Origin of the sequence: Pandoraea sp. XY-2, from assembly GCF_004193915.1 — a bacterium.
Taxonomy (GTDB): Bacteria; Pseudomonadota; Gammaproteobacteria; order Burkholderiales; family Burkholderiaceae; genus Pandoraea; species Pandoraea cepalis.
Genome location: NZ_CP030849.1, coordinates 387,313 through 399,881, shown reverse-complemented (window position 1 = coordinate 399,881; position 12,569 = coordinate 387,313). Strand labels below are relative to the sequence as shown.

Below are 12,569 nucleotides of genomic sequence, written 5' to 3'. Positions count from 1 at the left end.
CGGATAAAAAGTGCACCGATCGTACGCGCCGCGAACGAGAAAAGGCTTGCGAAATCCCCCGTTGGCCGGACGATTCAGGCAAATTTCTTCCCAAAATTCAACGAAATCAGGAATTTTCTTCCAGGCGTGATTGAGCACCGTCGCTGGCTGGGAATCGCACCGTCACCTCGAGTCCGCCACCGGGCGCATCGCCGAGCGACACATCGGCACGATGCATCCGAACGATTTCCCTGACGATGGCGAGTCCCAGCCCGGAACCATCCGCAGTCTGGACCGCTTGCGGGGCCGAACCATCGTGCTCGCGGCGATAGAAACGCTCGAACACCGCCTCACGCTCGCACTCGGGAATGCCGGGGCCGTTGTCGATGACTTGCAGCACCGGCACATCGCCATCACACCAGGTGCGCACCGTGATGACAGCACCGTCGCCGGCATAACGAATGGCGTTATCTATGAGATTGCCGCACAACTCGGACAGCAACTCGCGCTGCGCCACCACCGGCACCGGCCCGTCATGCTCAAAGCCCAGATCGATCCCGCGCGAGCGCGCCACCGGCGACCAGTCGAGGGCCACGCTGCGCGCCAAATCGTCCAGCCGTAGCCGCACCATCGCCACCGGCGGGCCGCCTTCCGCCTCCAGACGCGACAGCGACAGCAATTGCCGAACGCTCTTCGCGGCCTGCTTCACCGCATGGTTGAGTCGCTCCACACGCTCACGCGCCCCGGCATTGAGCGATTCCCTGAGTGTGAGTTCAGACTCTGCCTGAATGATCGCGAGCGGTGTTTTCAACTGGTGCGCCGCGTCGGCGAAAAACCGTTGCCGCGAGGCCTGCATGCGGCCCACACGGCCCACATACTGATTGATGGATTCGACGAGCGGCTTGACCTCGGTCGGCAGATCGACATTGTCGAGCGGTGTCGTGTCGTCTTCATCGCGCGCCGCCACCTTGGCGGACAGCCGATTCAGCGGCCGCAGCCCACGCGTCACGCCCAGCCAGACGATGGCAAGCGCCAACACAACGAGCAGCACCTCCTGCTGCAGCGCGCCCGTAAGAATCTGACGCGCCAGTTCGTGGCGAGACTCCGTCGTCTCACCCACGACGATCCACACGACACGCGTCTGCGCGTTCGGCACGTCATGCACGGGCAGTTGCAGCGCTCCCATGCGCAGCGTCTCGCCGCGATACGTGGCGTCGTAGAACACCGCGTGGTACGGCCCGGGCACGAGTCGTACGGGGGGCATCGGCAGGTCGTGATAACCCGTCACCGCGCGGCCGCCCGCTTCACGAATCACGTAATAGATCTTGCCGCCGCGATCCGATTCGAACATCTCCAACGCCAGGTACGGCAGATTGACCTGCACCTCACCGTCGATCAGTTGCGTGCCCTCGCGAATCGACTTGATCGAAAACTCCAGCGACCGGTCGAACGCCGAATTGGCCGCTCTCATCGCGCGCTGATAGGTCAGCCAGGTGTCAAGCGCGAGCAACCCGAGCAGCGGGAACAATAGCCAGAGCGCCAGTTGGCGACGAAGATTAGGTTGCGACATGCAGGGCGACGTCAGACGCGCGGATCAGGCCGCAGGCGGTGCCACGCCCGCCTTCGCTTCGAGCAGATAGCCCAATCCGCGCAGCGTGACGATCGCCACACCGCTGCCTTCGAGCTTCTTTCTCAAGCGATAAACGTAAATTTCGATGGCGTCCGGATTCACGGATTCATCGATGCCGAAGAGCTTCTCCGAGAGCGCTTCCTTGTTGATCGCACGTCCGCCACGCACGATCAGCACTTCGAGCACGGCTCGCTCGCGCTTGGTGAGCGCCAGCAGTTCGCCGTCGAGACGGAAGCTGCGCTCGACGCCGTCGAACACCAGCGGTCCGCACGCCACATCGGCGCTCTCGTGATGCTGGGCACGACGGATCAACGCGCGAGCGCGTGCTTCCAGCTCATCGAGTTCGAACGGTTTCGAAAGATAATCGTCGGCCCCGAGGTTGAGGCCCTTCACGCGATCCTCTAGCGAGCCGTGCGCCGTGAGAATCAGCACGGGTACGCGGTTACGGCGCGCACGCAGTCGTCGCAGAATTTCGAGGCCATCCAGACGCGGCAGCCCCAGATCGAGAATCACGAGCGAATACTCCTGCGTGCGCAACACGTGGTCGGCAGCCTCGCCGTCGTGCATGCAATCGACGGCGAAGTGCGCCTGCGTCAACGCCTCGGAGAGCGATTTGGCCAGACTCGGATTGTCTTCGACAAGCAGGATGCGCATGAGACCTAGGGAAATCCATGACCCAAAAAAGGGGGCTTGGGCCCGCTTCGATACGAAATCGAAAGCGAATTGAAAGTTTCGGCAAATTACCATGCGCCACACGAAAACGACAAACCCATTCAAGGGGTCTTCCGGAGGATGACATGAAGCAACAGCAATCGCTTGGCGCGATGGTCGCGACCGCAGCGCTCTTCGCAGCCGCCATGCCCGCAGCCCATGCGCAGGTGCCCGCAGGCTATCCGGCGAACTATCAGGCCACGATCGACGCGGCCAGGAAGGAAGGCAAGCTCATCGTGTATTCGGTGACGGATACGGCGCTCGTGCGTCCGCTCATCAAGGACTTCGAGTCGCTGTACGGTGTGAAGGTCGAATACAACGACATGAACAGCACCGAGCTGTACAACCGCTACATCAGCGAGAGCGCGGCCGACAGTACCAGCGCCGACGTGCTCTGGAGTTCCGCGATGGACCTCCAGGTCAAGCTGGTGAACGACGGCATGACGGCGAGCTACGAATCGCCGGAATCCACTCACATTCCGCAATGGGCGCAGTACCAGAAGCAGGCCTACGGCACGACGTACGAGCCACTCGCCATCGTCTACAACAAGCGCTTGTTGCCGGCGAACGAAGTGCCGCAGACGCGCATGGAACTGATCAAGCTGCTGCACGCGAATCCGGCAAAGTTCAAGGGCAAGGTGACGACCTACGACATCGAGAAGTCAGGCGTGGGCTTTAACTATCTGACGCAGGACGCCCGCGTGAACCCGGAGGTCACATGGGAACTGGTGGCCGCATTCGGCGCGCTCAACCCGAAGCTGCAATCGAGCACCGGCGCGATGATGGAGCGCATCTCGTCGGGCGAGAACCTGATCGGCTACAACATCCTCGGTTCGTACGCGTTTGCCAAAGCGAAGAAGGACCCGTCCATCGGCTACGTTTATCCGCGCGATTACACGCAGGTGGTGAGCCGTCTCGTCATGATTTCGAAGAAGGCCAGGCATTCGAACGCGGCCAGGCTCTGGGTCGACTACCTGCTCTCGAAGCGTGGCCAGACCCTGCTCGCCAATCAGGCCAACCTGTTCTCGATTCGAGCGGACGTCGACGGCGAGACGTCGATGGCGAACCTCACGCAACAACTCGGCTCGGCGCTCAAACCGATTCCGATCGGTGCGGGCTTGCTTGTCTATCTCGATCAGTCCAAGCGTCTTGAATTCCTCAAGCGCTGGCAGCAGTCCATCAAGCGCTGAGCGGCACGCCGTCGCATGCGCTTCATGACTGACTTGAGCCGACGGGGCGCCCCCGCCCCGCGGTCATCGCGTCACCGGCAACACCCTTAAGTCCGGCGGCCGCATCGGCGGCCTGCCTCTCCCCAAGCCTTTCTCGATATGCGCCCCGCGGGGTGCAGGGAGACCCTCATGCTGTCATCTTCTACCGCTGAGCGCTCTGCGATGCCTGCGGGTCGTCCCGCTGCCGGGGCGGCACCTAACGTCGCGAAGCCCTGGCGCGCGCTCGCGGCCACTTCGCGCTGGCTGGTCATCGCCGTGCTCACCCTCGCCGTGCTGCTGCCGTTGTCGTTCATCGTCGTGCAGAGCCTGCTCTCGGCCCCATTCTTCGATGCCAACCGCACGTTCGGCATCGACAGTTACCGCTTCGTCTTCGCCGATCCCGACTTCTGGTCGGCGGTGAAGAACTCATTCATCATCGCGTTCGGGATGCTGTTCATCTCGATCCCGCTCGGCGGCATTCTCGCCTTTCTCATGGTCCGCACCGACCTGCCGGGCCGCCGCTGGCTCGAACCGCTGCTGCTCACGCCGGTATTCGTCTCGCCGATGGTGCTCGCCTTCGGCTACGTCGTGGCCGCCGGCCCCGTCGGGTTCTACGCCGTGTGGTTCCGCGAACTCACCGGCCTCGACGCCCCTGGTCGATTTACTCGATCTTCGCGATCACCGTGATCGTCGGGCTCACGCACGTGCCGCACGTGTACCTCTACTCATCGGCCGCACTCCGCAATCTTGGCTCCGACGTAGAAGAAGCGGCCCGCGTGGCAGGCGCACGACCGTTCCGGGTGGCACTTGACGTTAGCTTGCCGATGACCTTGCCCGCCCTGCTCTTCGCCGGCGTGCTCGTGTTCTTCCTCGGCTTCGAGGTCTTCGGTCTGCCGCTCGTGCTGGGCGATCCCGAAGGTCACCTCGTGCTGGCGACGTACCTGTACAAGCTCACCAACAAGCTCGGTGTGCCGTCGTATCACCTGATGGCAGCGGTGGCGATGTGCATCGTCGCGATCACGTTTCCGCTCGTGCTGCTGCAACGCCACCTGCTCAAACGCGCGAACAAGTACGTCACAGTCAAAGGCAAGGCGGGACGTCAGACCGTGCTGCCGCTGGGCGTGTGGCGTTGGGTCGCGCTGGCGATTGTCGGTGCCTGGCTGCTGGTGACGGTCTTCGTGCCGATCACGGGCATCGTGCTGCGCTCGTTCGTCACGCATTGGGGCGAAGGCGTGGTCTTGAGCGATGTGCTCACGCTCGCAAACTTCACCGAACTCTTCGAGCAAGACAATCTGGTGCGCGCCATCCTCAACACGCTGGGCATCGGTGTGATCGGCGGCGCCATCGCGGTCGGCTTCTACTCGCTCGTGGCATTCGCCGGACACCGACGCAACGACTGGGCCACGAAGCTGCTCGACTATCTCGTGCTGCTGCCGCGCGCCGTGCCGGGTCTGCTCGCCGGTCTGGCCTTCCTGTGGATCTTTCTGTTCGTGCCCGGACTGCGCGAACTCAAGAATTCGATGTGGAGCATCTGGGTGGCCTATACGGTCGTGTGGCTCGCCTACGGCATGCGTCTGATCCAAAGTGCGCTGCTCCAGGTCGGGCCAGAGCTGGAGGAGGCCGGACGCAGCGTCGGCGCCACGCGCAGCCGCGTGAGCCTCGACGTCACCCTACCGCTCGTGCGCTTCGGTCTGCTCGCCGCGTGGTTGCTCATCTTCATGATCTTCGAGCGCGAGTATTCGACCGCCGTCTATTTGCTCTCGCCCGGCACGGAAGTCATCGGCTCGCTGCTCGTGTCGCTGTGGGCGACCGGCGCGGTCGATCAGGTCGCCGCGCTCTCTGTCATCAACATCGCGATGGTCGGCGCCGGTCTGGGCGTGGCGTTGCGCTTCGGAGTCAAATTGCATGGATAAGCTCATCGTCGACAACCTCTTCCTGAGCTACGGCGCCAACCCCATCCTCAAGGGCGTGTCGTTCGAGCTCAAGGCCGGTGAAGTCGTGTGCCTGCTCGGCGCGTCGGGCAGCGGCAAGACCACATTGCTGCGCGCGGTGGCCGGGCTCGAACAGCCGTCGCAAGGCCGCATCGCCCTCGACGATCAGGTCTTCTTCGATGGCGCTCTGGGCATCGACTGCCCTGTCGAGCAACGCTCGCTCGGCCTGGTGTTCCAGTCGTACGCGCTGTGGCCGCATCGCACCGTCGCCGACAACGTCGGTTACGGCCTGAAGCTGCGCAAGGTCGGTGCGGCGGAGCGGCGCGAGCGCGTGCAGAACGCACTCGACCAGCTCGGTCTCGGTCATCTGGCAGCGCGCTTTCCGTTCCAGCTCTCGGGCGGTCAGCAGCAACGTGTGGCGATTGCGCGCGCGCTGGTCTATAACCCGCCCGTCATTCTGCTCGACGAGCCGCTCTCGAACCTCGACGCCAAGTTGCGCGAAGAAGCGCGTGCGTGGCTGCGCGAGCTGATCGTCTCGCTCGGCTTGTCGGCGCTGTGCGTTACGCACGATCAGACAGAGGCCATGGCGATGTCGGATCGCATCCTGCTGCTGCGCAACGGACGCATCGAGCAGGAAGGCTCGCCCGCCGAACTTTACGGCGCGCCGCGCTCGCTGTACACGGCGGAATTCATGGGAAGCAACAACCGGATCGATGCGACGGTGAGCGCCGTCGACGGCGATCTCGTCACCCTCGCGGGCGATGGCTTCGCCCTGCAAGCCCGGGCGCGCGACACGCTCGCACCGGGACAGGACGCGCAGGCTGTCATTCGCCTGGAGCGCGTACAGGTGGCGGACGGCCCGGGCCAAAACCGCGTGAGCGCACAGCTCGTCACGTCGATGTATCTCGGCGACCGCTGGGAGTACCTGTTCCATTGCGGATCGCTGCGCTTCCGGGCGTTCGGCCAGGTGGCACGCGAGCCTGGCCATCACTGGGTGGAATTTCCGGCGAACGATTGTTGGGCCTTCGCGCAGGCGCAAGCCTGACACGGGCACGCCGCCGCGTCGGCGCGCCCCCTGCTTTTCACGCGACGCGCGGGCGCTCTCCCGCGCAACACCACGAGAAACATAAGAGAGGAGACAACAATGAAACGAAGCAGTATCGGCCTGGCCGCGTTGAGCGCATTTGGCATGCTCAATGCCGGCCTGGCGCAAGCGGCATCGAACGTGACGATCTACGGGATCATGGACGCCGGGGTGGAATATGTGAATCACGCCAGCGACGCCGGTGGCGCGGCACGCGCCGTTTCCGGCGGCAAGAATACGTCGCGCTTCGGCTTCAAGGGCAGCGAAGACCTTGGCGGCGACCTCAAGGCCATCTTCCAGCTCGAGAGCGGCATCAGCCTCGTCAACGGTCAGTTCGACGATGGCCCCGGCGCGATCTTCGATCGTCGTGCGGTGGTTGGGCTCAAGCACAAGCAATGGGGCCAGGTCACGCTCGGTCGTACGTTCACGTCGACGTACGACTACATGCTTCAGTTCGATCCGATGGGCTACGCGCCGAACTACTCGTGGGCAACCAGTGCCACGGCCACCGGCGCACGCAAGGACGGACTGTTCTCGCGCTCGGCCAACGCCGTGCGATACGACGGCAATTTCAACGGGTTCAAGTTCGGCGCGTTGTATGGCTTCGGCAATGTGGCCGGCAGTACGAAGACCTCATCGAAGTACGACTTCGCTGTCGGCTACGAGAGCGGCCCGCTTGCGCTCGTCGCCACGTACGACCGGCAGAACGGCGCGGGCAGCAGCGTCGCGCCGGCCGACACGACCGACTACATCCAGGGAATTCATGCCGGCGCGAGCTACCGATTGGGTCATGCGAAAGTGATGGCGGGCTACCGGAACTACAAGAAGACGTTTGTGACGGCAGGCACCGCATCGCTGCGCAGCGACATGTACTGGCTGGGCGGGTCCTACGACTTCACGCCGGCATTTACGTTGTACGGCGCGATCTACCATCAGAACATCAAGGATGCGAGCGACGCGGATCCGACGCTGATCTCGCTGCGCGCGCAATACGCGATGTCCAAGCGCACCGCGCTGTACCTGTCTGGCGGTTACGCGTTCGCCAAACATGGTCAGAACGTGAGCCTGTCGCGCGACCTGACCGGTGCGGCCGATACGCAGGTCGGCGTCACCGCCGGCATCCAGCATCGCTTCTAACGCTTTTCCTCAACGACGGCCCGGCGCCAGTGGCGGGTAAGCCGCTTGCCGGGTCGTCGCCATTTTTTTCGTGAGGCGATCCCTCTCTTGCGTCAGGAGAGGGATTCGATATGCGTCGAGTGTGCGTAGACCTGGCCGAACCGATTGGCCAGGAAATCCGACAGGGCAATCTGTTCCTGACGCACAAAGCCGCGCTGCGGCAACTGCCCACCGAAGAACATGTCGAGCGCCGCGCAGATAGCCGATGCCGTGGTGATCTGAATCGCGCTGGCGCTGTGGCCGTTGTTGCGCTCGGCGAAGATTTTCCGCGCAAAGACTTCCTGCGTCAGCACCCCGCCGCGCAGACCGCTCACCACCACGAAGATCAGCACCACGTCCTGTAGCGTGCTCGGCACCGCGCGCCGGAGAATGCGCTTGATGGATTCCTGATCGTCCTTCAGGCGCAGTTCGTTGAGCAGCACCTTCATTAACGCCCCGTGGCCCGGATAGCGCACGGACTTGTAATCGAGATCGCGCACGCGTCCGCTGAGGGTTTCGCATAACGTTCCCAATCCGCCCGACGTGTTGAACGCTTCGTACTCCACGCCATCCAGTGAGAAGTGTTCCAGATCTTCCAGAGGCTGAACGCTCAGCCTGACCCCGTCGCGAATCGCTTCGCACGGCTGGCAGTACTCGTTGATGAGCCCGTCGACGCTCCACGTCAGGTTGTACTTCAGCGAATTGGTGGGGAATGCCGGCAACGCGCCGACGCGCATCTTCACGGAGTCGACCTGTTCGAAGGTGGCCGCGAGATGATGTGCCGCGATGGCGATGAAGCCCGGGGCCAAGCCGCATTGCGGCATCAACACGGTCGATGCGCCCTCGGCCAGTTGCTGAATCGCGTGCGTCGCCGCCACGTCCTCGGTCAGATCGAAGTAGTGGCACCCTGCTGCGACCGCGGCGGTCGCGGCGCTCGTGGCCATGGTGTAGGGCAGCGCGTTGACGACGGCGTCGTGCCCCGAGATGGCCTGTTGCAGCGTGCCAGCGTCGCAGTCGGTCAATTCGACGAACGCATGGGCATAGTCGCGCACCACCGTCGCCGCCTGTGCATTGCGGTCGAAAACCGTCACCCGATAGTCGCCGCTATCGTGCAACAGGCGCGCAATGGTCTGGCCGATGTGTCCCGCGCCAAGCAAGGCGATCTTCTTCATGGTCTTCCCCTCGAATGGAAACGTCGAACGGCAGGGCTGGCCAGCACCACGCCGAATCGATGGCTTCGACGTTTGTGCAAGCACCGCCACATCCATTCTAGGGAGAGTGTCGGATGATATGTAGCGTCATTTCGTCGAAATCTGTGATTTATCTGCCGAAATGACGAACATCATGACGAACTACGATTCTGTGGGCTGCCCGCCATAAGCAACGTCGGCCGGCTCGGCCTTGACGCAATGTGCTGCTCGGAGGAATGGGGAAGGAGGGGACGCGGTCGGGCACGATGCCCGCCGATCGCCAAAACGCGGTGTGTCAGTGAGTCGCTGTCGCCAAGCCGAGATACCCCTGGTAGCCCACATACAAGCCGACCATTACGATCAGGGCGCTGGAGAAATAGGGCGCCTTGCGCGCGAACTCACCGAAGCCGCTCCAACGTCTGGACACGTGTTTGACGCTGAGCGCGGCGAGCGTGCCGGAGGCCACCATGGTGAGCGCCAGTCCAATGCTGAAGCACAGCACCAGCCCTGCCCCCAGCGCGAACTTCTTGAGTTGAAGGCAAAGCAGTAGCACCGTAATCGACGCCGGGCACGGCACCAGTCCGCCCGTCAGACCGAACATGACGATCTGCCCGGTCGTGACGTCCCGATTCGCGAAGCGGCGCTTGATGTCGTCGGCGTGCGCCCGCTCGTGGGCGTCCTGGTATTCGTCCGAGGCCACCTCCAGGCCGCCATGCGAATGATCGTGCTCCGTGAACTCGACATCGTAGCCATGACGATGGAAGCCATGTTCCAGCAGCAGGCGCGCCTTGAACGCATGAGGCTCCGGAATCTCTTCGACAGACTCCAGATACCCGTCACGCGGCACAAACGTAAACGTTTGCTTGGCGCCTCCCGGACGCTCGGTCTCGAGTCGTACGTTATCCGCCGCCCAATCCTGACCGTGATTTCCTTGGCGAGACAAACGAAAGCGCGGAGGCACGTCCTCCTCGAAGATCGCCAGACGGACCAGACCGTGCCCCGTATCGATGACTCGCGTCTCATCATGCTCGTGGGTGTGGCCGTGGCTGTGATCATGGTCGTGGCCGTGGTCATGACCGTGGTGATGTTGATCGCGCCAAGTGCGCCAGACCATCCAGCAGGCGACGGCGACGATCAGCACCGCCGAGGCGATCTGAAAGTACGGTTCGGTCGCTTGCGCGTCCCAATTCCGGCCGAGATACAAGCCGCCTAACGCCACGCCCCAAACGACCGCCGTGTGCGACACCGTCGCCGACAGGCCGAGCAACACCGCTTGCCCAATCGTGCCGCGAATGGCCACGATGAACGCGGCCATCATCGTCTTGGAATGTCCAGGCTCGAGTCCATGGAGCGCCCCGAGCAGGATTGCGCTGGGGATGAAAAGCCACGCGTTACCCTGTTGAAGTAGGTTGGCGAAGTCGGCCATGTCGGAGAAGGTGCATAGTGTGGGTGCGCCAATATACTCCACCCCAGTATATTGGCGCCACTTTTTTCTACACGTTTCTCGCGTCGCTCCGCCCCTCGAGCCCTCGCAAGGGCGGGGGATTGCTCAGGCACGCGAAGACGAAGGGAGCGCTCTCGGCGACGTCGATGGAGACTGCGCGTCCGGCAGGCGATCACCGAACCGTCGCTGCAATTCCTCAAACGACACCAACTCACCGGCGATGGCGCTCGCGGCGACCGTCGGCGGACTGGCCAGCCAAACCTTGCCGGGTCCGGAGCGCCCTGGGAAATTCCGATTGATGGCACTGATCGTCACCTGCTCGGCGTGCGTCGACGACCCCGGGCCACAGTTCGCACACGCGCCGCATGCGGGCTGCAACAATTCCGCGCCCACCTGCTCGAACGCTTTCAGGTAGCCACGACGCTCGCAGTAGTCCCGAACGGCAACGGTCCCGAATTGCAGATACAACTTCACATGCGAGGGCACCGTCAGCCCGCGCTCCGCCGCCCATGACAGGACCGCATGGTAATAGTCGAAGTCTTCACGCTTGCCGGCGGTGCAGGATCCGCCATAGGCAATGTCGAAGCGAATCGGTCCTTCAGTGACGTCGGTGATCGGCACGCCGTTCCCGGGATCGCCCGGCCGCGCCACCATCGGGACGACCGCGCTGCAATCGATGCGAATGACGTCCGCGTAGACTGCGCCCTCGTCACTGTGCATCCAGTCTTCAATGACGAACGTCACCCCTCGGCGTTCGTGCAGGAATCGAACCGTTTCCTCGTCCGGCGCAACGATGCCGGTAAATCCGCCCAGTTCGGCGGTCATGTTCGTCAGCGTAGCGCGCTCGTCGGTCGACAACTGCTTGATCGCCTCTCCCGTGAACTCGAAGATCCTGCCCACGCCCGCGCCTGCCTTGATGCGGGGCGCCGCGAGCAGTTCGAGCACGATGTCCTTTGCCGTCACGCCCGCAGGAATCCGACCCACGAGATCGATGCGCAGCGACTCGGGCACCGTCAACCGCACGGCACCGGTGACCATGCTGTTGGCCATGTCCGTCGTTCCCACGCCGAACGCCACGCAACCCACCGCACCGCTATGCGGCGTATGGGAGTCCGTGCCGACCACGACCTGTCCCGGCAACGCATACGTCTCGGCCATGATGGCGTGCGAAATGCCTTCGGAGCCATTTCCATCCGACACGTCGGCGTCGCCGAGGTAGCCATGATGGCGAATGCCGTACTCGCGAACGAAGCCGCGATGCGCGTTCGACAAGTGGTAGACGCCGGTCATCAGCTCGTCCTTGCTATGCACCGGGCTACGGTTCGAATACGAGAGATGATCTTCGAAGGCGACGATTGACTGCGGCGCGTGGAGCACCGTCGGTTGCCCGAAGGCCACATGCAGCATGTGGGTACACATGCCCGTGTAGTACTCATGAATGAAACGCCAGTCGGCTCTCACGAATCCGCCGACGCCGGGCTGCAAGCCGCCGGCGACATCGTCGGTCACAACGAGATGACGCGACAGAATCTTCTCCGCGAGGGTCTGCGGCCTGGGCGACGTGTTCGCCATGGCGTAAGGGCGAACGTCGCGCATGCGCGCCTGGCCGTACTTGAGCAGGCCACCGTGCCTCAGAATCGCGGCAGCGAGTGTGTCACGCGGCGCCACCAGTTCCTCGATGTCGATCGCTTCACCCCGCTGGATTCGGTCGATGAGTCCGAAGTCCGTCGACGTGAACAAGCCGACGTTGTCGGCGTTCTGTCGATAGATGCGCTCGAAGCTTTCCGCGATGACCAGGACGATGCCCGCACGACGTTCCGCGACCGGACTGTGCTCGCGCGAGGAGCCTTTCCCGTAGCGTTTGCCAGCGACTGTCACGCTGAACCCGCCGTGCTTCACGCCGTCCGTGCCGATCGGTGTCCGCTCGCCGGCCTTCAGGCCGACGTAGGGATAGCGTCCCAGACGGTCGTCGTAATACGTCAGCACCGGAATCGGCGTGATCTCGTCGGTCGACACATCGTTGCGCAGCGACCCCGCCTGCGCAAGATTCAGTGTATGCCCTTGAAGCTGGGCATCGATCGTATCGGGGTCTTCGCTGAGGAAGAGAATGCGGCCTGGAATGTGAAGGTCGGTCATGCAGCGCTCCTGGTCCCGGAAATGTACCGAACGCTCACGCGATCCTGAAGTGCCGATTCATGCAGGTCGCCATCCCGATTTGCGAAGGCCCCGGCTTGCGC

At 63.2% G+C, this 12,569-nt stretch carries 8 protein-coding genes and 1 pseudogene; 4 read left to right on the top strand and 5 right to left on the bottom strand.

The window, feature by feature from the left end:
• Positions 1-106: 106 nt before the first annotated feature.
• Both DRB87_RS01735 and DRB87_RS01730 read right to left on the bottom strand, forming a co-directional pair.
• Positions 107-1,549, bottom strand: a complete 1,443-nt coding sequence (locus DRB87_RS01735; protein WP_130024634.1) for a sensor histidine kinase — start codon at positions 1,547-1,549, stop codon at positions 107-109.
• A 24-nt stretch (positions 1,550-1,573) separates the two neighbouring features.
• Positions 1,574-2,263, bottom strand: a complete 690-nt coding sequence (locus DRB87_RS01730) for a response regulator (protein ID WP_130024633.1) — start codon at positions 2,261-2,263, stop codon at positions 1,574-1,576.
• A 170-nt stretch (positions 2,264-2,433) separates the two neighbouring features.
• Here DRB87_RS01730 and DRB87_RS01725 point away from each other — a divergent pair, with 170 nt between their 5' ends.
• The 4 genes and pseudogenes from DRB87_RS01725 (at position 2,434) to DRB87_RS01710 (ending at position 7,680) form a co-directional block, all read left to right on the top strand.
• A complete protein-coding gene (locus DRB87_RS01725; RefSeq protein WP_370363915.1) occupies positions 2,434-3,510 on the top strand; it encodes an ABC transporter substrate-binding protein in 1,077 nt (358 codons plus the stop codon).
• 168 nt (positions 3,511-3,678) lie between these two features.
• Positions 3,679-5,441, top strand: a pseudogene (locus DRB87_RS01720) (ABC transporter permease).
• Positions 5,434-6,504, top strand: a complete 1,071-nt coding sequence (locus DRB87_RS01715; protein ID WP_130024631.1) for an ABC transporter ATP-binding protein — start codon at positions 5,434-5,436, stop codon at positions 6,502-6,504. The pseudogene DRB87_RS01720 and the gene DRB87_RS01715 overlap by 8 nt, the downstream one beginning before the upstream one ends.
• Before the next feature lie 99 nt (positions 6,505-6,603).
• On the top strand, positions 6,604-7,680 hold the full coding sequence (locus DRB87_RS01710; RefSeq protein WP_130024630.1) for a porin: 1,077 nt from the start codon (positions 6,604-6,606) through the stop codon (positions 7,678-7,680).
• Positions 7,681-7,772: 92 nt separating this feature from the next.
• Here the strand turns inward: DRB87_RS01710 and DRB87_RS01705 are convergent, their stop codons facing one another.
• The 3 genes from DRB87_RS01705 to DRB87_RS01695 form a co-directional block, all read right to left on the bottom strand.
• Positions 7,773-8,870 (bottom strand): saccharopine dehydrogenase family protein, encoded by a 1,098-nt coding sequence (locus tag DRB87_RS01705; RefSeq protein WP_130024629.1) that lies wholly within the window; start codon positions 8,868-8,870, stop codon positions 7,773-7,775.
• Between the two features lie 313 nt (positions 8,871-9,183).
• Complete coding sequence (locus DRB87_RS01700; protein ID WP_130024628.1) at positions 9,184-10,314, bottom strand: nickel/cobalt efflux protein RcnA; 1,131 nt, start codon at positions 10,312-10,314, stop codon at positions 9,184-9,186.
• Positions 10,315-10,437: 123 nt separating this feature from the next.
• The gene (locus tag DRB87_RS01695; protein ID WP_130024627.1) at positions 10,438-12,468 is read right to left on the bottom strand and encodes an aconitase family protein; all 2,031 of its coding nucleotides are present in this window, start codon (positions 12,466-12,468) and stop codon (positions 10,438-10,440) included.
• Positions 12,469-12,569: the final 101 nt, after the last annotated feature.